The 22,295-nt window shown below is 66.2% G+C and carries 17 protein-coding genes; 2 read left to right on the top strand and 15 right to left on the bottom strand.

Going from position 1 to position 22,295, the window contains the following annotated elements:
• Positions 1–24: 24 nt before the first annotated feature.
• From CDN36_RS18495 to CDN36_RS18540, 10 genes are all read right to left on the bottom strand, one after another.
• The gene (locus CDN36_RS18495) at positions 25–978 is read right to left on the bottom strand and encodes a heme ABC transporter ATP-binding protein (RefSeq protein WP_502920387.1); all 954 of its coding nucleotides are present in this window, start codon (positions 976–978) and stop codon (positions 25–27) included.
• Entirely contained in the window at positions 863–1,879 is a 1,017-nt protein-coding gene (locus CDN36_RS18500) for a FecCD family ABC transporter permease (RefSeq protein WP_502920388.1), read from the bottom strand. The genes CDN36_RS18495 and CDN36_RS18500 overlap by 116 nt, the downstream gene beginning before the upstream one ends.
• A gap of 152 nt (positions 1,880–2,031) precedes the next feature.
• Complete coding sequence (locus CDN36_RS18505; protein WP_502920389.1) at positions 2,032–2,997, bottom strand: heme/hemin ABC transporter substrate-binding protein; 966 nt, start codon at positions 2,995–2,997, stop codon at positions 2,032–2,034.
• A 32-nt stretch (positions 2,998–3,029) separates the two neighbouring features.
• A complete protein-coding gene (locus CDN36_RS18510) occupies positions 3,030–4,148 on the bottom strand; it encodes a hemin-degrading factor (protein ID WP_287497537.1) in 1,119 nt (372 codons plus the stop codon).
• A gap of 136 nt (positions 4,149–4,284) precedes the next feature.
• Positions 4,285–6,720 carry a TonB-dependent hemoglobin/transferrin/lactoferrin family receptor gene (locus CDN36_RS18515; protein ID WP_502920390.1) on the bottom strand — a complete coding sequence of 812 codons (2,436 nt, stop codon included), beginning with the start codon at positions 6,718–6,720 and terminating at the stop codon, positions 4,285–4,287.
• A 194-nt stretch (positions 6,721–6,914) separates the two neighbouring features.
• Positions 6,915–7,700: a radical SAM protein gene (locus CDN36_RS18520; RefSeq protein WP_287497538.1), complete on the bottom strand. Its 786-nt coding sequence runs from the start codon at positions 7,698–7,700 to the stop codon at positions 6,915–6,917.
• Complete coding sequence (locus CDN36_RS18525) at positions 7,669–8,916, bottom strand: MFS transporter (protein WP_287497539.1); 1,248 nt, start codon at positions 8,914–8,916, stop codon at positions 7,669–7,671. The genes CDN36_RS18520 and CDN36_RS18525 overlap by 32 nt, the downstream gene beginning before the upstream one ends.
• On the bottom strand, positions 8,906–9,319 hold the full coding sequence (locus tag CDN36_RS18530; protein WP_287497540.1) for a hypothetical protein: 414 nt from the start codon (positions 9,317–9,319) through the stop codon (positions 8,906–8,908). The genes CDN36_RS18525 and CDN36_RS18530 overlap by 11 nt, the downstream gene beginning before the upstream one ends.
• A gap of 312 nt (positions 9,320–9,631) precedes the next feature.
• Entirely contained in the window at positions 9,632–9,772 is a 141-nt protein-coding gene (locus CDN36_RS18535) for a hypothetical protein (protein WP_287497541.1), read from the bottom strand.
• 144 nt (positions 9,773–9,916) lie between these two features.
• On the bottom strand, positions 9,917–10,378 hold the full coding sequence (locus CDN36_RS18540) for an Lrp/AsnC family transcriptional regulator (protein WP_287497542.1): 462 nt from the start codon (positions 10,376–10,378) through the stop codon (positions 9,917–9,919).
• A 235-nt stretch (positions 10,379–10,613) separates the two neighbouring features.
• Here CDN36_RS18540 and CDN36_RS18545 point away from each other — a divergent pair, with 235 nt between their 5' ends.
• Positions 10,614–14,231 (top strand): indolepyruvate ferredoxin oxidoreductase family protein, encoded by a 3,618-nt coding sequence (locus CDN36_RS18545; RefSeq protein WP_287497543.1) that lies wholly within the window; start codon positions 10,614–10,616, stop codon positions 14,229–14,231.
• 276 nt (positions 14,232–14,507) lie between these two features.
• Entirely contained in the window at positions 14,508–15,536 is a 1,029-nt protein-coding gene (gene trpS / locus CDN36_RS18550; protein WP_150555481.1) for a tryptophan--tRNA ligase, read from the top strand.
• A 249-nt stretch (positions 15,537–15,785) separates the two neighbouring features.
• On the opposite strand, the gene CDN36_RS18555 is transcribed toward trpS, so the two are convergent.
• The 5 genes from CDN36_RS18555 to CDN36_RS18575 all read right to left on the bottom strand — a co-directional run bounded on the left by CDN36_RS18555 (position 15,786) and on the right by CDN36_RS18575 (position 22,081).
• Positions 15,786–17,027: a metal-dependent hydrolase family protein gene (locus CDN36_RS18555; protein ID WP_150555482.1), complete on the bottom strand. Its 1,242-nt coding sequence runs from the start codon at positions 17,025–17,027 to the stop codon at positions 15,786–15,788.
• Positions 17,028–17,092: 65 nt separating this feature from the next.
• Positions 17,093–18,373: an MFS transporter gene (locus CDN36_RS18560; RefSeq protein ID WP_150555483.1), complete on the bottom strand. Its 1,281-nt coding sequence runs from the start codon at positions 18,371–18,373 to the stop codon at positions 17,093–17,095.
• Between the two features lie 246 nt (positions 18,374–18,619).
• On the bottom strand, positions 18,620–19,522 hold the full coding sequence (locus CDN36_RS18565; protein WP_150555484.1) for a LysR substrate-binding domain-containing protein: 903 nt from the start codon (positions 19,520–19,522) through the stop codon (positions 18,620–18,622).
• 37 nt (positions 19,523–19,559) lie between these two features.
• Positions 19,560–20,948 carry a class II fumarate hydratase gene (gene fumC, locus CDN36_RS18570; protein WP_150555485.1) on the bottom strand — a complete coding sequence of 463 codons (1,389 nt, stop codon included), beginning with the start codon at positions 20,946–20,948 and terminating at the stop codon, positions 19,560–19,562.
• A gap of 257 nt (positions 20,949–21,205) precedes the next feature.
• On the bottom strand, positions 21,206–22,081 hold the full coding sequence (locus tag CDN36_RS18575; RefSeq protein WP_150555486.1) for a LysR family transcriptional regulator: 876 nt from the start codon (positions 22,079–22,081) through the stop codon (positions 21,206–21,208).
• Positions 22,082–22,295: the final 214 nt, after the last annotated feature.

Genomic DNA, 22,295 nt, shown 5'->3' on the forward strand with positions numbered 1-22,295 from the left:
CGATCGGCGGGAACGCCCGCATCGTCAGGCCGGAAGCGCGAACGGCACGCCGGCGGACGCTTGCGGCGAAATCACCTGTACCGGCAACCCCAGAGTCTGTTCGATGAGTTCGGCGCGCATCACGTCGCGCGGCGCGCCTGCGGCCAGGATGCGGCCGCAGGCGAGCAGGGCCATGCGATCGGCGTGGCGTGCCGCCAGATTCACGTCGTGCACGATGGCCATGGCACCGAACCCCCACGTCCTCGCCAGTTCCCGGGTGAGCGAGAGCAGGTGATGCTGATGGGCGAGGTCGAGCGCCGCGGTCGGTTCGTCGAGCAGCAGATAGCGCGGCACCGACGGCGACGGCGTTTCGTCCGGCCACAACTGCGCCAGCACCCGTGCGAACTGCACGCGCGCCCACTCGCCGCCGGAGAGTGTCATCACGTCGCGGTGGCACAGCGCCAGCGCGCCGACACGCTCGAGCGCCATCGTCGCGATATCGGTGTCGCTGTGGCCGCGCCGCGCGCCCGGCGGCCTCGGAAACGGCAGACGCCCCATCGTCACGATCTCCAGTGCGCTGAACGGAAACGAAAGCTGCGCGGTCTGCGGCAACACCGCGCGCAGCCGGGCGAGTGCCGCCGTGCTGTATTGGGCGAGCACGGCGCCATTGAGCGTGATGGTGCCGCTCACGCGTGTCCGAGGCGGCAGCGGCTCGCCGGCCAGCGCCTTGAGCAGGGTGCTCTTGCCCGCCCCGTTACGCCCGAGTAGCACGAGCAACTCGCCCGGCCGGACGTCGAGCGAGAGGCCGTCGAGAACGGGCGAACCGGTGTGGGCGATGGTGAGATCGTGTGCACTGAGCATGGCAAGGTCCTGGCGCGGGCGGTCACAGGCCGAACTGCTCGCGGCGTCGCCACAGCAGCATGAGAAAGAACGGCGCGCCGAGCAGCGCGGTGAGAATGCCCAGCGGCAACTCGGCCGGCGACACCCATGTGCGCGCAACGAGATCCGCGAGCAAGGTCAGCGTCGCGCCGAAGAGCGCCGCCGCGGGCAGTACGGCGCGCGGGTCCGGGCCCACGACGAGCCGCACGATATGCGGCGCGATCAGACCGATGAAGCCAATCATGCCGCTCGACGCCACCAGCGCCCCCACGCTCAACGCGCATGCCACCATCACGCGACGCTTCACCGCTTGCACCGCCACGCCGAGGTGCAGCGCTTCGGCTTCTCCGAGCAGCAGGGCGTTGAGCGAGCGACATTGCGTGGCGAGCATCGCGATACCCAGCGCGACGGGCCATACGATCACCGCGAGCATCGGCCACTGGGCGCCGCCCAGACTGCCGAGCGTCCAGAACGTGAGTGTGCGCAGCTGGGTGTCGTTGGCCAGATACGTGAGCAGGCCGATCACCGCCCCGGACACCGCGTTGATGGCGATGCCCGCGAGCAGCAGCAGGGGCAGGGCGAGGCGGCCGCGTCCTGCGGCAAGCCGATAGACGAGCGCGGTCACGCCCAGCGCCCCGGCGAAGGCGGTGAGCGGCAACAGCCACAGGCCGAGTGATGCGGCCAGCGCCGCCGGGAGCAGCGCGCTGCCCAGCACGATCACGCCAGCCGCGCCGAGCGCCGCACCGCTCGCCACGCCGATGAGGCCGGGATCGGCGAGCGGGTTGCGAAAGAGCGCCTGCAAGGCCGCGCCCGCCGCGCCGAACCCCGCCCCCACCAGGATGCCGAGCACGATGCGCGGCAGCCGGATCTGCACCATCACGTTGCGCGCCTGGTCTTGCACGAAGTCGCCCGTCGCGCCGCGGAACAGCGCCGCCATGGCCTCGCTGGGCCCGATGCGATACGCGCCGCCGCACAGCGCCGCGAGAACGGCGAGCGCGAGCACGGCGGCCAGCACCGTCATGACGAGCCATCGTGGCGGACGACGCCGGGCGGCGCCGCGACGCTCGCGCAGGGGCGGGACTTGCGACGCCACGGATTTCACTGACTTCGGAAGCGGGGGGGCGGCTGACATGGGGAGTTCACTGGCGATGGGCTGGCGGGATGCGGCGCTCGTCACGCGGTATGTACGCGTCGCGCGAGATCCGCGACGGCCTGCGGCAGGCGCGGTCCGAAACCGAGCAGGTACAGCGCGTCGAAGCTCAAGACGCGTCGCGCGCGCCCCGCAGGCGTGTTGGCCAATCCGGGTTGCGAGAGCAGTGCGGCGGCCGGGTCGGCCCGCTCGACGGAGGCAGGCCCGGCCGTGGTGGTGAGCAGAATGTCAGGCTGCGCCGCCACGGCCGCCTCGGCCGTGAGCGGACGGTAGCCCGTGAATCCGCGCACCGCGTTCTCCGCGCAGGCATAACCGAGCATGGCGTCGGCGGCGGTGTCCTGTCCCGCGACCATGACCTGACTGCCGGTATGGCCTAGGATGAACAGCACGCGCGGGCGCTTCTGGATGCCCCAGCGTCGTTCGATGTCGTCGCGAGCGCGCAGCCAGTCGGCCATGAAGCGACCCGACAGGCGTGTGCCGTCCTCGGGTACGGCCAGCGCAGCGGCGACCTCGCGAATGTTCTCCTGCACGAGTTCGGCGCCGAAGCCGTGCCTGAAGCGCTTGACGGGCACCCCCGCCGCCGCGATTTGCGAGAGCACGTTGGGCGGCCCCGCTTCGGCGCCGGCGAGCAGCAGATCGGGATGCAGCGAGAGCACGCCCTCCGTGGACAGCGAGCGCAGATAGCCGATTTTCGGCAGCCTGGCCGCGGCTTCCGGATACAGGCTCGTCAAGTCGTTTGCAATCACACGATCCTGCGCGCCGAGCGCGTAGACGATTTCCGTGAGCGCGCCGCCGGCGACCACGACACGCCGCGGCGCGCCCTTGACCGGCGCGGAGGCGCCGGCGGCATGGGCGGACGAAGCCGGCAGCAGCGCGCCCAGCCACGCACCGGCGGCGAGCGCCGCACCCCCGGCGAGCAGCGCACGGCGCGTCTCGTCGTGCGGGTCGACAGGCTCGCTCACGCGACGCATGCCTGTCACACCCGTCATGGCCCTCATGCTCCTTATGCTCCTTATGCGCCTCACGCCGCTGCCTCCTGGACGCGCCCGAGCGTCTCGCGCCAGTCTTCACGCTCGGCCTGCCCCGGCTTGCGCTCGCCAAAGAACATGGCGATCACCATGCCGGCCGCGTCGAGCAGTTCGAGCGACGAGACAATGCCGTCGGCGGTCGGCTTGCGCACGATCCACGCGCTATCGACAAGATCCTCGCGAAGGTGCAGGTTGAAACCAGGATCGAGCACGTTGACCCACGGGCCCATCACGCGAATCTGCTTCACCGGCCCGGTGTGAATCTGGATCATGCCCGCGTTGCCCACGAAGACCATGATCGGCAGACCGGTGCCCGCGGCATCGTCGAGCAACCTTTTCACCGCCGTGGCGGGCACTCGCTGCGCGTGCCCGTCGGGCGCGAGACGCAGCGCCTGCGCGCGAGAGACGCCATGGCGCTTGAGCACTTCGAAGAACTGGTGCGTGTCGGTCATTGCCAGCCAGTCGCGCTGGAACGCGGCGGCGTCGATGTCGGCGTCAGGCGTTTGCGGCGTGGGGGCGTCGGCCCCGACGACGTGCTCGCCCGGCGTCTGGTCCTCGGCGCGAAAGCGTGCGACGAGCGCGTCATACGCGGCCACGTCGCTGTGATCGCGCAGAAACACCTTGTGCACGGCCGTGCCGGACTTGTCGAAGAACTGCAGCGATCGGCGCGGGCCGTTCTCGGTCGCCGTCTCGACCGCATAACCGTGCGCCCAGTGGTGATAGAAGATGCGCAGATCGAGGTCCTTGCCGAGCCCGAGACCGACGGTGCCCGAGTGCGAGAGCTTCTCGTACTGGCCGTCCTTCTCGTGCACGGCGGCGTTGTTTCGCGTGAGTGCCATGACGCGGCCCAGCGCGGGCAGCGCCTCGACGATCTCGGTGAACGCCGGGCGCAGGCGCACGGCGTGCTCGCCAACGAAGGCGGCTACCGTCTCGCCTTCGGAGACGCCAAGGGCCGCGGCAGCGTCGCGATCGCGCAGGTTCTGCTCGGCCTTCAGGCGCTGGAAGTCGCTGCGCAGACGGCGCACGTCGGCCAGTGCTGGCCGCAGGGCCGCAGCCACGCCTGCAGCGGGGTGGGTAGTGGCGTGGGTACCGGTGTTTTGAGTATTCATCATGGCAATTCCTCGTTGCATGTTTGCTGGCAGTGGCTGGCGGGCATCGGGGCGAATGCGATGTACGCCATTTGCGTGCCGATGCCGGTCCGACGGTCGATGGATCGATTCGGGGATCCAGCAACCCGGACGCGTCGAATCAGTACTGAAGCTTCAGGCTCACAGCCACGCTGCGGCCCGGCGCCGAGTAGGCGTCCTTGACGGTCGAGTTCTCGGCGATGTTGCGCACGTCCGACCAGTTCCAATACTTGCGGTCGAACACGTTGTAGACGCCTGCATAAACGGTGGCGTACTTGTTGATGCGGTAGCCGCCCGACAGATCGAGCACGACCGACGACGGCGGCGCCCAACAGCGCTGGTTCTGCTGCGTGCCCGACGTGCAGGTATTTGCGATCTGACTTTGCGATTTGGCCGCCTGGAACAGCAGGTCGGCTTGCGCGAACCACGTGCTGTTGGGCTCGTAGCGCACGCCGAAGACCATCGAGAAGGGATTGACGGTATTGAGCGGCTGGCTCGCTTCGCCGTTGTTTTCGGTGGTGCCGTGCGTGTACGCCATGGCCGTGCGCAGCGTGATACCGCCCTTGAGCGACCACGTGGCGCGTCCTTCCCAGCCCTGGATGCGGGCGCGGCTGTAGTTCACGTATTGATAGATGAGCGGATCGTTCGGACGGCCCGAGCCGCTGATGTTCTGTTGCGAGATGAAGTTGCGGTAGTTGCCCGCAAACACCGCCGTGCTGTACGTGAGGGGCCCGAGCGTGGTTGCGAGCCGGCCGCGCAGGCCCAGCTCGACGGTGTCGCTCGTCTCCGGCTTCAGGTCCGGGTTGGCGATCGACATGTAGCCGAAGACCGGGTTCGAGAAGCCGTTGTTGACCTGGTCGGGCGTCGGCGTTCGAAAGCCGCGCGCGTATTGCACGTATGGAATGAGCGATGGCGCGATCTCGTACATGATCGCCAGACGAGGCGAGAAGGCGGAATCGTTCGACGAGGTCGGCTGAATGCGCGTGCCGGTGCTCGTCTGCGACACGTACAGCGGATCGTTCTGCTTGGGCGAGAGCCAGTACGCGTCGTAGCGAATGCCCGGCGTGACGGTGAGCGCGCCGTAGCGGATTTCGTCCTGTACGAAGGCGCCGAAGAGCGTGTAGTCCGTGTCGGGAAACGCCTTGTTCGGGAACGACTCGCCCACGCCCGGCACCGTGCCGTTGCGGTAGCTGGTAATGTACGCGAGGCTCGCGTCCGTGCCGTACACGAGCTTGTGCGCGAGCGGGCCGGTGGCGAAGTGGCTCTCGGCCTGCAGCGAGCCGCCGATGGTGCGCTCCTTGTACGTGTTGTCGCGCGTGCGATCGCCCGCGGTGCGCTTCTCATACGAATACTGGTTGTTCTTCGCGTCCTGGAAGTACAGCAGCGCGTGGGCGTTCTGAACGTAGGCCTGCGAGGCGTCGTTGAAATCGTAGTCGAGGCTCACGCGATTGCGCTCGAGGCGGTCGCTCGTCGTCAGCCCCAGCGTGGTGGGCGGCGCGATCGCCGACAGTACGTTCGTGTCCGTGCGACGCCGCACGTTCTCCGCCGTCAGCTTGAATTGCGAGCTTGGCGTCGCCTTGAATACGAGCTTGCCGAGAATCGAGTTGCCGTTGGCGTCCTGCGGGTTGGCCGTCGTGCGCGCGGTGCTGGCCGAGTTGTTCGTGCCCTTGCCGTCGAGTTCGTGACCCTTGTTGCCGTCGACGATGAGCATGCCCTGGAACCGATCGCCGCCCCATGCCGCCTGCGCGGTGGTCCCGAAGCTCCGGTCGATCGAGTTGTAGTACGGACGCAGCGAGAAATAGGTCGACTTGCCGAATATGTCGAGCAGGTCCTGCGGGTCCTTGGTGAGGAAGTTGACGACGCCGGTCAGGCCGTCGCTGCCATAGAGCGAGGAGGCCGGGCCGCGCAGGATCTCGATGCGGCGCAGCACATCCATGCTCATGTAGTCGCCGCGGCCGGCTTCGAGCGGGCCGAACGAGTACGACGAGGGCATGCGGATGCCGTCTTCGAAGATGGCGACGCGATTGCCTTCCAGGCCGCGAATGTTGATGCTCGAGTTGCCGTCGCGCCCGCCGCCGGCTGCGGCCGAAGCCGGGCGATACGGCGCGCGGCGCACGGTGACGCCCGGCTCGTAGCGCAACGCTTCCTTGATGTCCTGCGCCTGCTGCTCCTCGAGGTCCTGGTCGGTGATGACCGAAATGGACGCCGGCGTGCGCTCGGCCTCGGTCGGGGTGCGGGTCGCCGTTACGTTCACCTCGCGCAGGTTCGCTTCGGCGATCTGCAGCGGTGCCTGGTGAGATGTCTGGCGCGGCGTCTGCGCGAGTTGCACGCTGGCGGCCGGGGCCGTTGCCGTTTCGGCGTCGGTCTGCTGCGCGAAGGCGGCAGGCAGCCAGACGGCGGCGAGCACCGCGCCCGCGAGCGGATGCAGGCGACGGCGTGGCGATGCGTGCGTTCGCGTCGCGCTGCCGCGAAGCGCACGGTGTGAACCGCTTGCGCCATGTTCCTGGCGCGTGGTCATGACAAAAGCGCGGCCCCCGCCGCTCGACGACTGCTTCACTGCTGGCTCTCCAGTGCAAAAAACCCCGTTGCTGGCTGGCAAGCGCTCGTGGCAATCGACGTGTACCAGCGTCAGTATCGACGCTGAGAGACGTGGTCAGGCGCGGCTGGCGAAGATTAACGTCGATCCGGCTACCGCTCGGAGACGTTTGGTAATGAGAATCATTTGCATATTAATGAGGTAGCGGCGGACGGTCAAGCGTGGAGTGTTGCATGTCGGTTAGTCAGCATCTCGGGGGAATGGTGAAGGACTTGTTGAGGCGGACGTCCCCGGAACGCCGTCGCAAGCGGCGCCGCCGTTGATAAAGAATAGCCCGGCGCAATGATCCGCTCACCCATGCCATGCGATTTCGCAAACTCGTGCGCCTGCTTCAGCAGTGTCCGGCGCTCGACTTCTGGAATGGTCTGCGCACCGGCCACGGGGCCGACCTGCCCGTAGAAGGCGAGCTTGATGTTGTTGAAGCCATGTTTGTGTGCGTGCGTCAGCAGAGGGATCAGTTCGCACCGATTTTCCATGCTGAGACACAGCGCCAAGTTGACCAAGATGCCGTTGCGCTGAAGTCGACGAACGTTCTTGTGAACCGCGTCGAAATGCCCTTTTCCCCGACGGCCGTCATGGAACGGGGCGCTGGCGGCGTCAAGGCTGACATGAACGCAGGGAATGCCGAGTTCCACAAGCATGCGAAGATGTTCGGGGCTGAGTCGATCTCCTGAAATTTCCAGCAGGGGCAACATTCGATGTGCGCGAATACTGCGAAGGATCGGTTCGATATCAGGATGCAGCAACGGGTCGCCGCCGGAGACGATCACAAGGTACACCCCGTGCTTTGCGCCATCGTCGAGCACCGCTGTCACGCTGTCGAGCGAGAGGCGGCGACGGCCGAGCTGATCGGTTTCGACGAGATAGCAGTGCGGGCACCGGGAGCTGCAATCCGTCGTTATGGACAGGCTAATCGTTTGAGGTACGGGCAGCGGTAGCATGGGATTGTGGCCAGCGGATCGTGACAATCAGGACAGTCAGCGCGGCAAGCGCTGCAGCGTTGATCCAACGGTAGGCTGATGCAAAATCGTAGACCCGCGTCAGTTCGCCGACGGCGTAGACAGTTACGGCAGTCAGCAGGGCGCGAATCAGATTGGCAATGGAGAGCATGGTCGAACGCGCGGGCAGGTCCTCCGGGATCTCGCGGTTCAGACGATAGCTGTAGTACGAGGGAAAAATGCCGCGGATCAACTGGTGCGCCGCGATGCTGACCAGAAGCCATATCGGCGATGTTGCGTGCCAGATCAGCGGAGCGAGCGCCGTCAGGAATAGCGCCACAATCGCGAAATCCATGATGCCTTGGTCGAGCCAATGCTTCGGCGCGTTGCTGAAGAGATTGGCGACGATCCCACCGACCACGATCATTGCGCTGAACGTCATTCCGAAGTACTCGACCGGTATCCCTGCATCCAGCATGAGGGGCTGATAGGTATTGAATGACGCCCGGACGCACGCGAAGGTTATGGCGCAGCCCAGCGCCAGCAGACACCATGTTCGTGAAATCAGGGCTGCTTGCAAGGCCGAGCCCAGCATATGGGCAAGGGTCCGAGCTTCTCTGGCAGTGGTCGTGAGCGGTCCCGGCGTGGGGATACGCCAAAGCAGGAACAAGGTCAGGCCCGCCAGCACAATCGCATCGAGGGTAAGCGGCAGCACGAGCGAGTATCCGGCCAACCATCCACCGATGGCGGCTGCCGCAGCTGCGCTCCACAAGCCAACGCCAGTAGTGCGCGCTACGACCGCGTGGAACTTCGGAATAGCGCCGTGCGCGGCGAAGGCCTCGTACATCATTGCCTGAAACGTTCCGCTTGCGAGGCTGCTGCCTGTCGCGTACATGAGCGCTATGACGACCAACGGCACGTTGGCTTTCGCCGTGATGAGCAAAAGCATGGCGGCGCAGTAGATGACGTTTCCGAGTATGAGGCAACGCTTTCGCCCGAATCTGTCCGCAAGCGCGCCCGCTGGCACCTCCATCAGCCAACTCAGGACGAACAGGCTCGCCGTGAACGAACTAAATTCAGCGAAACTGAAACCGGCGTACTGGAGGAAAAACAGGACGAGAGTGGCCATTGAGAAAATCTCCGGACCAAGCGCGGCTTGCGTGAGCGCAAGCGTTCTCCAACGACGAAGATTCGCAGGCCAAGGGGCGTTATCGGTCATTCGCGCGTTTCTCGTCGATAAAGATGTCCTGGCCGTATTCGCGGTACGCGAGGTGACATCCATGTTGATGGACACCTACGAAGGCGCGGTCGCCGGACTGGCCACGCCATCGAGCGAAATGCGGGCTGTGGAGCCACAGGTCCGAGAACGTGGCGCCTCGGCCAAGCGCTTGCGTAGTTCGATCGGTCTGTGTTTGCATATCGCACGCCGACACGGAAAGGTCGCTGTTGATTACGATTGTCGTCGTGCCGGCACCGCAGCCGAAGGTACTCGTCGATGCCCGATCACGCGGCATGAAGGACAGCCGTTTTACAAAAGGCCCGCCGTCGATTTTCAGTGTCGGGTAGGCCTGCGAGGCGATCCACAGGACGTTTGATATTTCTCGACAAATGTCGACGTTCAAGCGTAGATCCAGGCCGGAAAGTGCGCCTGACCCCGACCGGGACGAATGCCGCAAACTTGACCTCCTGGACGCCGAGGGCCGACGCCAGCGCGAGCATTTGTGGCAGGTCCAGCTCGTCCGCTACGCGGAGTAATCGGCTCAGCGGCAGCTTTTGCGAGTAGTCGTCAAGGTAGCAATGCCGGCAGCGAAGATTGCATCGATTCGTGACATACCACTATTGCGAATAGGGGTGCTTTCAACCATTGGATTTCCGGCATGGGAACCTCCCGACGAGGACATGGCCCTCCCCGCTGGGAGCCAGACCATGCCGGGTCAGAATCCCAGGACGTTGCTGCTGCTCAAACACCCTTCTACTGGGATGACCTCGAACTCGGGCACTTCAGGGAGAGAACCGGTGTCCTGTTCAAGGATCGGCTTAATGGTCGGCTCGGGTGACTTAACTGCTTCAGACATGGCTGAGCCCTCCAAGGAGAATGGCGGGGGCCGCTGGTAGCGGCGTCCATCTTTCGACGGCGTCGCGGTTGAAATTGTTGAGTGAGTTCCTCAGAAAGAAAATGGGCGGAGTCTTATTCTTGTTTGGAACGACACTGACCCGCGTCAGATCGGCAGGCTCGTGTCGAACTTGATTTCGCGCAGCACCACGCTGGTCTTCACGTTGGACACGGCAGGCAGCCGGAAGATGTGTTCGTGCAAAAAGGCGTCATACGCCTTGATGTCGGGCGCCACGATCTTGAGGATGTAGTCGGCCTCGCCGGTCGTGCTGTAGCACTCGGTGACTTCCGGGCAAGTGCGGATCTCGCGCTCGAACTGCTCCGTGCCGCCTTCCGTATGGCGGGTGAGTTGCACGTGCGCCAGGGCGCACACGTGCAGGCCGAGCTTCTCGCGGTCGAGCAGCACCGTATAGCGCTGAATCACGCCGCTTTGCTCCATGTCCTTGATCCGGCGCCAGCACGGCGTGGCCGACAGCCCCACGTTGTCGGAGAGTTCCTGCGCCGAGCGCCGCGAGTCGATCTGCAGAAGACGCAGGATCTGGCGCGCAAAGTTGTCGAGTAATTCCATTTCCCAAAATCCGTTTTTTCGAAATGAACGTTTCTTATTGTGCGCCAAGTGGAGTGAAATAGTAAAAATCTTTCTCCTGCCTCCCCATACACTGCTCCCATGCAGACGCGTGCCCGCGCCATGGGCGGGATACGACGTCAGGACGAACAGAACAGACGCCCCCGAAGCCTGGCCGCCGCCCCGCTCCCCGCGAGAGACGATGGACGCCGCGGCCATGGGGATGAGGAGATACACCATGAATGCCCCCATGCGCGCCGCGCTCGCGACGCCGACGGCCAACCCCCTGGCCCACCCCGACTATCAGCTCTCCGATGCGCTTACCGCGCGCCGCGGCCAGATCTTTCTGACCGGCACGCAGGCGCTGGTGCGCATTTTGCTGATGCAACGTCAGCTCGACGCCGCGCGCGGGCTGAACACGGCCGGCTTCATCAGCGGCTATCGCGGCTCGCCGCTCGGCGGCGTCGATCAGCAGCTGTGGAAGGCGAAGAAGCTGCTCGACGCGGCGAACGTGAAATTCCTGCCCGCCATCAACGAAGAACTCGGCGGCACGGCGGTCATGGGCACGCAGCGTGTGGAAGCCGACCCCGAGCGCACCGTCGAAGGCGTGTTCGGCATGTGGTACGGCAAGGGGCCGGGCGTGGACCGCGCGGGCGATGCGCTCAAGCATGGCAACGCCTACGGCGCGTCGCGCCACGGCGGCGTGCTGGTCGTGGCCGGCGACGACCACGGTTGCGTGTCGTCGTCGATGCCGCACCAGAGCGACTTCACGATGATGTCGTGGAGCATGCCCGTGCTCAACCCGGCGGACATTGGCGAGCTGGTGGAATTCGGCCTGTACGGCTATGCGCTGTCGCGTTTCTCCGGCGCCTGGGCGGGCCTCAAGGCGATCTCCGAGACGGTCGAGTCGCGCGGCACCGTCGATCTCGACAAGATCCGCACCGACTGGGCCGAGCCGCTCGACTACGTCGCGCCGGAAGGCGGCCTGCACAACCGCTGGCCCGACCTGCCGAGCCTCGCGCTCGAAGCGCGCCTGGCGGCCAAGCTCGACGCCGTGCGCGCCTTCTCGCGCGTGAACAGCATCGACAAATGGATTGCGCCGGCCCCCGGCGCGGACATCGGCATCGTGACCTGCGGCAAGGCGCACCTGGACCTGATGGAGACGCTGCGCCGCCTGGACATCACCGTCGACGACCTCGCCGCCGCCGGCGTGCGCATCTACAAGGTCGGCCTGTCGTTCCCGCTCGACATGACGCGTCTGGATGCTTTCGTGAGCGGCCTCAAGGAAATCCTCGTCATCGAGGAGAAGGGCCCTGTCGTCGAGCAACAGATCAAGCAGTACCTCTACAACCGGACGGCGGGCGCACGCCCGATCGTGCTGGGCAAGACCGACGCCGATGGCCGCGCGCTGCTCTCGGCGCTCGGCGAGCTGCGCCCGTCGCGCGTGCTGCCGGTCTTCGCCGAATGGCTCGCCAAGCATCGCCCGGCGCTCGATCGCCGCGAGCGCGTGGTCGATCTCGTCGCCCACGAAATCCTCTCGAACGAAGCCGATGGCGTGCGCCGCGTGCCGTACTTCTGCTCGGGCTGTCCGCACAACACGTCGACCAAGGTGCCCGAAGGCTCCATCGCGCAGGCTGGTATCGGCTGCCACTTCATGGCGTCGTGGATGGACCGCGACACTACCGGCCTGATCCAGATGGGCGGCGAGGGCGTGGACTGGGCGGCGCATTCGCACTTCACCAAGCGCGCGCACGTCTTCCAGAATCTGGGCGACGGCACGTATTTCCACTCGGGCCTGCTCGCGATTCGTCAGGCGGTGGCATCCAAGGCGAATATCACCTACAAGATCCTGTACAACGATGCGGTCGCCATGACCGGCGGCCAGCCTGTCGACGGCTCGATCTCGGTGCCGCAGATCGCCCGTCAGGTGGAAGCCGAAGGCATCGCGAAGCTGGTCGTCGTGAGCGACGAGCCGCAGAAGTACATCGGCCATGAAGGTCAGTTCCCGAAGGGCACGACCTTCCATCACCGCAGCGAACTCGACGCCGTGCAGCGCGAGCTGCGCGAGATTCCCGGCGCGACCGTGCTGATCTACGACCAGACGTGCGCGGCCGAGAAGCGCCGCCGTCGCAAGAAAAACGAATTTCCGAACCCGGATCGCCGCCTGTTCATCAACGAAGCCGTGTGCGAGGGCTGCGGCGATTGCGGCGTGGCGTCGAACTGCCTGTCGGTCGAGCCGGTCGAGACCGCGCTGGGCCGCAAGCGTCGCATCGACCAGTCGTCGTGCAACAAGGACTTCTCCTGTGTGAACGGCTTTTGCCCGAGCTTCGTCTCGGTCAAGGGCGCGCAACTGAAGAAGGCGCTCGCGGCCGCCTTCGACCAGGCCGCGTTCGAGGCCCGCCTGAACGCGCTGCCGCAACCGGCCACGCTCGCCGGCGACGCGCCGTTCGACATCATGGTCACCGGCGTGGGCGGCACGGGCGTGGTGACCATCGGCGCGCTGATCACGATGGCGGCGCATCTCGAAGGCAAGAGCGCTTCGGTGCTCGACTTCATGGGCTTCGCACAGAAGGGCGGCGCGGTGCTCTCGTTCGTGCGCTTTGCCAACACGCCGCAGGCGCTCAACCAGGTGCGCATCGATACGCAGCAGGCCGACGTGCTGCTCGCCTGCGACATGGTCGTGGGCGCGAGCGCCGACGCGCTGCAGACCGTGCGGCGCGGGCGCACGCGCGTCGTCGTCAACACGCATGCGATTCCGAACGCGTCGTTCGTGCAGAATCCCGACGCCAGCCTGCATGGCGACGCCCTGCTCGCCAAGATGCGTCACGCGGCCGGCAACGACGAGCTCGACACGTGCGATGCGCAGGCGCTCGCGCAGCGCTTTCTCGGCGACACGATGGGCGCGAACATCATCATGCTCGGCTTCGCGTGGCAACTCGGCCTGGTGCCCGTTTCGCTGCAGGCGCTGCAACGTTCCATCGAACTGAACAACGTGGCCGTGCCGATGAACCAGCTCGCGCTGGCCATCGGGCGACTCGCCGCCGGCGATCCGGCCGCACTGACGGAGACGACGGCCAAGGCCGCGTCCGCGCCCGCCCATGCGCCGGTGGCCGACGAGATGACGCTCGACGCGCTCATCGCCCATCGCGTCGATCTGCTCACGCAGTACCAGAACGCGGCATATGCCGCCCGTTTCACCGCGTTCGTGAAGCAGGTCTCGGATGCGGAGGCACGCGTGGCCGGCGCGCCGGGCCGTCTCACGCGCGCCGTGGCGCAGCAGCTCTCGCGTCTGATGGCCTACAAGGACGAGTACGAAGTGGCGCGCCTGTATGCCGAGACGGCCTTCACCGACGCGCTCGGCGAGGCCTTCGAGGGTAGGCCCGGCCGCGACTTCCGCCTCGAGTTCCACATGGCGCCGCCGCTCATCGCGCGCGGCAAGGACGGTGCGCTGCCGAAGAAGGTGACGATCGGCCCGTGGCTGTGGCCGGTGCTGCGCGGCATGGCGAAGCTGCGCGGGCTGCGCGGCGGTGCGCTCGACATCTTCGGCTATACGCTCGAGCGCCGCATGGAGCGCCAGCTGATCGCCGACTACCGCACGACCATCGAGCGTGCGCTGGCGGTGCTCACCGAGAACACGCTCGAGGACGTCATCGCGCTCGCGCAGGCGCCGGCGAAAATCCGCGGCTACGGTCACGTGAAGCTCGCGAATCTCGCGATGGCCAAACGCGTCGAGGCCACGATCGCGGCTCGTCTGGGTGTTGCGCCGGCCACGGGTGAAGCCGTCGGGCAGGCCCTCGCGCACGCCCGCGCAAGCGGCAAGTCGCTCAAGGGCATTGCGGTGGTGACGGCGCGCTGAGCGTCGGCGCTTCTTCGCATTCGCGCGCCGGCGCGCCGCCGCGCAACGCAGGTGAGAACGGGAGCCTCGGCTCCCGTTTTTCATGTGCGATCGCGGCGTGGGCGCGCGGGCGCCGCCGGGAGCGCAAGCGCGTTTCTGTACCGGCGTCGGGCCGACGCGCTACCATTCGTAGGTTGCGGTAGACGCGTTGGGGCGAACCGGGGACGGCGAGCGGCGTGGCGAAGGCCGCGCGCACGGCCGCGGGCCGCCCCTAAATGCTTGATTACGGAGAGGAAAATGAGTGTTTCGAAGGCACCTGGGGATCGCAAGGTGATCCTCACGGGCGATCGCCCGACGGGCCCGCTGCATCTGGGCCACTATGTCGGCAGTCTGAAGAATCGCGTGGCGTATCAGCACGAATACAAGCAATTCGTGCTGGTCGCGGACGCGCAGGCGCTGACCGACAACACGGACGATCGCGGCAAGGTGCACCGCAACGTTTCCGAAGTGGCGCTGGACTATCTGGCGGTCGGCATCGATCCCGAAGTCACCACGATTTGCGTGCAGACGTGGCTGCCCGAACTAACCGAGCTCACGTTCTACTATCTGAACCTCGTGACGGTGGCGCGCCTCGAGCGCAATCCGACCGTCAAGCAGGAAATCGGCCTGCGCAACTTCGAGCGCGACATTCCGGCGGGCTTCCTCACGTATCCGGTCAGCCAGGCCGCAGACATCACGGCGTTTCGCGCCACGCTGGTGCCGGTGGGCGAGGATCAACTGCCGATGATCGAGCAGACGAACGAGATCGTGCGGCGCCTGAACCGCCTCGCCGATCGCGAGATCCTCGTCGAGACGAAGGCGCTCGTGCCGCCGATCGGTCGTCTGCCGGGCATCGACGGCAAGGCCAAGATGAGCAAGTCGCTTGGCAACGTGATCAACATTTCCTCCACGCCGGACGAAATCCGCGCCGCCGTGAAGAAGTGCTACACCGATCCGCTGCACCTCAAGGTCGAAGATCCCGGACACCTCGAAGGCAACGTGGCGTTCGCCTACCTCGACGCGTTCGACGAGGACAAGGAAGGCCTGCAGGCGCTCAAGGAGCACTATGTGCGCGGCGGGCTGGCGGACTCCAAGGTGAAGGCGCGTCTCGAAGAGCGTCTGCAGGAGATGCTGCGCCCCATGCGCGAGCGTCGCGAGCAGTATGCGAGCGACCCCGGCTACGTGTGGGACATGCTGCGCGCGGGCACGGAGCGTGCGCGCGAGACGGTTTCGCAGACGCTCGACGACGTGCGCTCGGTGTTCGTTACGCCCGGCTGGAAGCCGTGACGACGGCGCCCGGCATGTCGCGTGCCGGGCCGCGCGCCAGAGGGCGGCGTCGGACGACGAAACAGGCCATCGACGAAAGGTCGGCCGACGAAAGAAGACGCCGAAACGAAGACGCCGAAACGAAGACGGCAAAGCGAAGACGCCAAAGCGAAGACGGCAAGAAGGCAGCCCGCGCTTCATCGGCGGGCTGCCTTTTTCGTGGGCCGGTGCACCTCGCGGCCGCGACGGCTGCCGGGACGATCGCTGCGATTACTGCAACGACTGCGGTTGCTTCGCGATCTTGCCGTCCTTGAAGACCCAGCGGATGCCCTCGCCTTGGCCCGTGAGCACGTCGATCGATTCGAGCGGATTGCCGTCGACGACCAGCACGTCGGCGAGGGCGCCCGGTGCGATCACGCCCAGCTCGCCCACGCGATTGAGAATTTCGGCGCCGATCACCGTGGCCGAGCGCAGCGTCTCGGCCGCACCGAGCACGTCGGCGCGAATGGTGAGCTCGTCGGACTGGTACTTGTGCATGTCGCCGAGCAGATCCGAGCCGAAGCCCATCTTCACGCCGGCGTCGCGATAGATGGCGAGCGACTCGCGTCCGGCGCGCTGCACGTTCTCGACCTTCGCCACCGACTCCGGCGGCAGTCCCAGCGATGCGCCGTCCTTGGCGAGCGCGTCGTAGGTGACGAGCGTCGGCACGACGTATGCGCCCTTCTCGGCCATGAGCTTCGCCGTCTGCGCGTCGCACAGGTTGCCGTGCTCGATGGTGCGCACGCCGCAGCGCACCGCGCGCTCGATTGCCTTCGGCGTATAGGCGTGCGCCATTACGTAAGTCTGGGCCGCTTCCGCTTCCGCGACCGCGGCACGGATCTCGTCTTCCGAATACTGCGTGTTGGCGATCGGGTCGACAGGCGAGGCGACGCCGCCCGAGGCCATCAGCTTGATCTGCGTTGCGCCTTTCTGGATTTCCTCACGCACGGCCAGACGGATCGGGTCTACGCCGTCGACCACGCGGCCGATGGCGCCGGCGCGAAACGCACACGAGCACGGCTCGAGCGTATCGCTGCGCGGACGGAAGTCGCCGTGACCGCCGGTCTGCGAGAGCGCCTTGCCCGATGGGAAGATGCGCGGGCCCGGAATCACGCCTTGCTCGATTGCCTGCTGCAGCGCCCAGTCCGCGCCGCCGGCGTCGCGCACGGTGGTGAAGCCGCGGTTGAGCATGCCCTGCATGATGGGCAGCGACTTGAGCACCGTGAGGACGTTGGGCTGGCTGGCGTTGGTACCGAGGTTCGCGTGCGAGGCGAGCACGTGTACGTGGCAGTCGATCATGCCGGGCATGACGGTCTTGCCGGTGACGTCGATCACCGTGGCGCCTTCGATGTCGAGCGGGGTGGGGCTCACGGCGGTGATGCGGTTGCCGTCAATGGCGACGTCGTGACGCTCGAGCAGACGGCCGGCGGCTGCATCGAGCACGTTGCCGCCGCGAAGCAGAGTAACGGACATGGGGATTTCCTCGAAAAAATGCACAAGGCGCGCCGGGTGGGGCGCGCCTTGCTTGGGGGGAAGACTCAGGCCTTGGGCAGCGGCTTGACGAAGCGGGTGCCGATGAGGCTGATGGTGGCGGCGACGATCACGTAGATCGCCGGCGCCATGTTGCTGCCGGTGCGCGCGATCAGCCAGGTGATGATGAGCGCGGCGAACCCGCCGAAGATCGTGACCGCGAAGTTGTACGCGACCGACAGACCCGTCGAGAGCACCTTGGCCGGAAACAGCTCCGAGAACGCGGCGAGGATCGGGCCGGTATAGCACGCGATGAGCGCGCCGAACACGATCTGGAACGCAAGCAGCGACGGCAGGCCGGGCGCCACGTTCAGATACGTGAACATCGGCCAGGCGAGCAGCAGGATCAGCAGCGCCGAGCCCGACAGGAACGGACGGCGGCCATAGCGATCGGCCAGACGTCCCACGATCGGCGCGAACACCAGGATCATCGCGCCGCCGACCATGCCGGCGGTAAAGCCGTTCGAGGCCGGAAGATGGAGCACGCGTTGCGCATACGTCGGCATGTAGAACAGCAGCACATACGTGCAGATGGTCCACAGCACGACCATCGAGAAGCTCGCGAGCGTCTCGCGCGGGTATTGCGAGAAGACGTCGCGCAGCGGCGTGTCGGACTTCTCGGCATGCTGGAACGTCGGCGTCTCGTCGATCTTGTTGCGGATGTAGAAGCCGACCGGACCGATCAGCATGCCCACGATGAACGGCACGCGCCAACCCCACGATTCGAGCGCGGCACGGTCGAGCTCGGTGGTCACGAATGTGCCCACGGCGGCGCCCAGCAGCACGGCGAAGCCGATGCTCGACTGAATCCATGCCGAGTAGTACGCGCGCTGATTGGCCGGCGCGTATTCGGTGAGGAACGCGGTCGCGCCGCCCATTTCGCCGCCGGCGGAGAAACCTTGCAGCAGGCGCGCGAGCACGATGATGAGCGGGGCGGCCAGACCAATCTGGTCGTAGGTCGGCGCCAGGCCGATCATGGCGGTGCCGGCGGCCATGAGCAGAATGGTCAGCGACAGCGCCGCCTTGCGGCCCACGCGGTCGGCATAGATGCCGAGCACGATGCCGCCGACCGGGCGCATGAAGAAGCCCACGCCGAAGGTCGCCACGGCGAGCAGGAACGACGACAGGTCGTCGCCCGTGGGGAAGAACTGCTTCGCGATGATCGCCGCGAAGAAGCTATAGACGGTGAAGTCGAACCACTCCAGGCCGTTGCCGATCACCGTCGCCACGATGGCTTGACGGCGCTGGCGGGCCATATTGTCTTGAGGCACAGCGTAGGTCGCCTGCATCTGGGTCTCCCGGAGGATGGATGGCGTCCGTCGCGTGCCATGGAATTCACGTCGTGCCGGTAATACGCCTGCTTTTATCGAATCACGTCCGCCAAGACGGTCGCCCTCCCGAGGGGCTGCCGACAGGCTCGACGGGCGTGCGCGGATCCACCACAAAATAGGACAGACAAAATGACAGGCCAAACGAAAATTACGCATGTTGCCATGCGCCAGACGCATGGCAACTTTCGCAAACGTTCGTAAGCCCTATGATGGGAAACGAGTTTGCGAGTAGATCCAGTTGCGGAAAATTCGCGCTGCAGCATGCTCGTGGCGCTCGGCAGGCCACACGAGATAGTAGCCGCCGCCGAGGCTGGCGCTCGCCTCGCAGGCGCGCACGAGCAGCCCGGCCTCGAGACACGGATCGATCATGTGGCGCCAGCCCATGACCAGGCCGCCGCCCTCGATGGCCATCTGCACGAGCAGCGGGTAGTAGTTGGCGCTGACCATGCGGGGGAATTTCGGCACGCTCACGCCCTGCAGCTCGAACCAGTCGGGCCACGACATCCACTTGCGCTGGCCGTCCTCGATGAAGAGGAGGGTCTCGTCGAGGAGATCGGCGGCGCGAAGCTTGCGGCCGCCGAGGTAGGCGGGCGAGCACACGGGGAAGACTTCCTCGTCGAACAGGCGCCGCCCGGCAAAGTCGGGCGGCAGATCGTTGCGCACGTAGTACACGCCGAGATCGAACTCCGAGGCGGAGAGCGACGTAATGCCGTCCTTCACGATCACGCGGATCTTGATGTCGGGATGCGCGGCGCGAAAGCGCATGAGCTGCGGCGTCATCCACAGCACGGCCACGCCCGACGAACACGCCACCGTGAGCTCGAGCTCGCCGCGCCGCTTCATCAGATCGGCCGTCGCTTCGGCGCACTCGGCCAGCAGGCGTTGAATCTGCTCGGCGTAGCGCTGGCCGGCCACCGTTAGCCGCAGCGTGCGGTGCTCGCGCGTGAACAGCGCGCGCCCGAGAAACTCCTCGAGCTGCGCGATCTGGCGGCTCACGGCGCTTTGCGTGAGGTTGAGCTCGGCGGCTGCCCGCGTGAAGCTCGCATGCCGCACGGCGGCGTCGAACGCGATCAGACAGTGCAGCGGCGGCAACGGCGAGATGGGCATGCGCGATGACGGAAAAGCGTGGGCGGGAGGCGTGCGCTCAGCGCTTGCCGACCATTTGTTCCGGGCGCACCCAGGCGTCGAACTGCTCGGCCGTCACGTGACCGAGGGCGAGGGCGGCGGCCTTGAGCGTGGTGCCTTCCTTGTGCGCCTTCTTCGCGATCTGCGCGGCCTTGTCGTAGCCGATGTGCGGATTGAGCGCAGTCACGAGCATGAGCGACTCTTCGAGCAACGTGCCGATGCGCGCGCGATTGGGCTCGATGCCGATGGCGCAATTGTCGTTGAAGCTCACGGCGCCGTCGGCGAGCATGCGCACGCTTTGCAGGAAGTTGTGAATGAGCATCGGCTTGAATACGTTCAACTCGAAGTTGCCCATCGAGCCGCCGACGTTGATCGCCACGTCGTTGCCAAACACCTGACAGCACAGCATCGTCATGGCTTCGCACTGCGTGGGGTTGACCTTGCCCGGCATGATCGAGCTGCCCGGTTCGTTCTCCGGAATCATCAGTTCGCCGATGCCGCAGCGCGGGCCGCTGGCGAGCCAGCGCACGTCGTTGGCGATCTTCATCAGGCTCGCCGCCAGGGTCTTGAGCGTGCCGTGCGCGTTGACGATGGCGTCGTTGGCCGCCAGCGCTTCGAACTTGTTCGGCGCGGTGACGAAGGGCAGACCGGTGTCGCGCGCGAGCACCGCGGCCACTTGTTTCGCGAACTCGGGATGGGCGTTCAGGCCGGTGCCCACGGCCGTGCCGCCGAGCGCGAGCTCGGCGACGTGGGGCAGGGCGTCGTCGACGTGCCTGAGGCCGTGCTCGAGCTGCGCGACCCAGCCGGAGATCTCCTGGCCGAGCGTGAGCGGCGTGGCGTCCTGCAGGTGCGTGCGGCCAATCTTGACGATGTTGTCGTAGGCGTGGGCCTTCGCGGCGAGCGTGTCGCGCAACTGGCCGATGCTCGGCTTGAGGTGATTGACGAGAGCGTCGAGGGCCGCCACGCTCATGGCCGTCGGGAACACGTCGTTCGACGACTGGCCCTTGTTCACGTCGTCGTTCGGGTGCACGAGACGCGCTTCGCCGCGCTCGCCGCCGAGCAGTTCGCTGGCGCGATTGGCGAGCACTTCGTTCATGTTCATGTTCGACTGCGTGCCCGAGCCGGTCTGCCACACGGCCAGCGGGAATTCGTCGTCGTGCCTGCCGGCGATGACTTCGTCGGCCGCCTGGATGATGGCGTCGGCCTTCTTGGCGTCGAGCACGCCCAGGTCCTTGTTGACGGAGGCGGCGGCGCGTTTGACGCGCGCGAGCGCGCGCACGAGTTCGCGCGGCATCTTCTCGGTCGAAATCTTGAAGTTCTGCAGCGAGCGCTGCGTCTGAGCGCCCCACAGGCGATCGGCGGGTACCGCGATTTCGCCGAAGGTATCGCGTTCCATTCTCACAGACATGATCGACTCCTCGTAGAGAGACTTGAATAGTAGAGCTTTCGTGAAGATCCGGCATGGCAGCGCTTCGCGTTGCAATGCCACGGCATGGGAATGAATTGCGGGGCGGGACCTTTCGGAGCCGAAGGCCTTTGCAGACCCGAATTATGCGCCGCGTTTGTGTCCCCGGGCTACCCGGGCGAGCCGGCCAGGGCGTCCTGCAGGCGTTCCAGGGGCGCCCGCTGCGCAAGTGAAGCGCGGATGATAGGCGGTGATGCGCGTCAGGCCCAGACCGCCGCCACGAGCTGCAGCGCGGCGGCAATGGCCGGTTCCTCGCGCCGCGAGGCGAGCGTGACGAAGGTGAGCTCGGTGGGCACGGCCACGCCGTCGGCGATCACCAGACCGTGTGCGCGGGCTTCGCGCAGCGCGATCGAGTCGCGCACCAGCGACAGTCCCACGCCCGACTTCACCAGATCGAGCATCGACGGCTCCTGGTCCACTTCCGCGACCTTCACCGGCGACACGCCGAGCGCGCCGAAGCGCTCCGAGAGCAGGCGGTGGTGTGCTGACTCGGGCGGCGTCCAGATCCACGGCAGGGCTGCCAATTCGCGCCAGCCGCGTCGCGCCACACGCTCGCGCCAGCCCGCCGGCGCCACCACCTGATACGAGAACGGTGTGAGCGTGATGGCGTGAAAGCGCTCCGGATCGGGGCTGCCGAGATAGAACCCGACGTCGAGCTCGCCGCGCCCGAGGGCCTGCAGCACGGAACCGGACATGCCGTGACGCAGCGCCGTCTCGATCTGCGGGTACGACTCCACCAGACGCTTGAGGAACGCGCCGAGCCGCGTGAATTCGGGATCGAGGATGGTGCCGATGCGAAGCCGTCCGCGCACGGTTTCGCGCAGCGCGACGGCGGCCTGCTCGAAGTCGCCGAGCGCGGCGAGCATGCGCTCGGCCAGCGGCAGCAGCGCCTGCGCGTCGCGCGTAAGCGCAAGTCCCTGGGCGGTCCGGGTGAACAAGGTGAGCCGCAACGCTTCCTGCAGCGCCTTGACCTGAAGGCTGACGGCCGGCTGTGTCAGGTGCAGGCGTTGCGCCGCGCGCGTGAGGTTGCCCTCGCGGGCAATGGCGACGAAAGCGCGAAGGTGGGCAAGTTCCATGGCGTGCGCGTCAGCGAAGAGGGCGAGGGTGATGGGCGATGGGCAAGGGTGAGACGCTCGCGCGCCAGCAACATAAGCGAATCTTATATTGCTTTTCATAATTTCTCATTGGATCGCCCGTGCGCGCCGCAGTACGCTTTGCGATCATCGTCGCGCGCGGCGGTCGTTGGGCCTTTTCCCGTTTCGCGCGACAGCCGGATATCGGCCTTTCCCA

This window comes from Pandoraea sp. CB10b_02 (genome assembly GCF_002216225.1).
GTDB lineage: Bacteria > Pseudomonadota > Gammaproteobacteria > Burkholderiales > Burkholderiaceae > Pandoraea > Pandoraea nosoerga.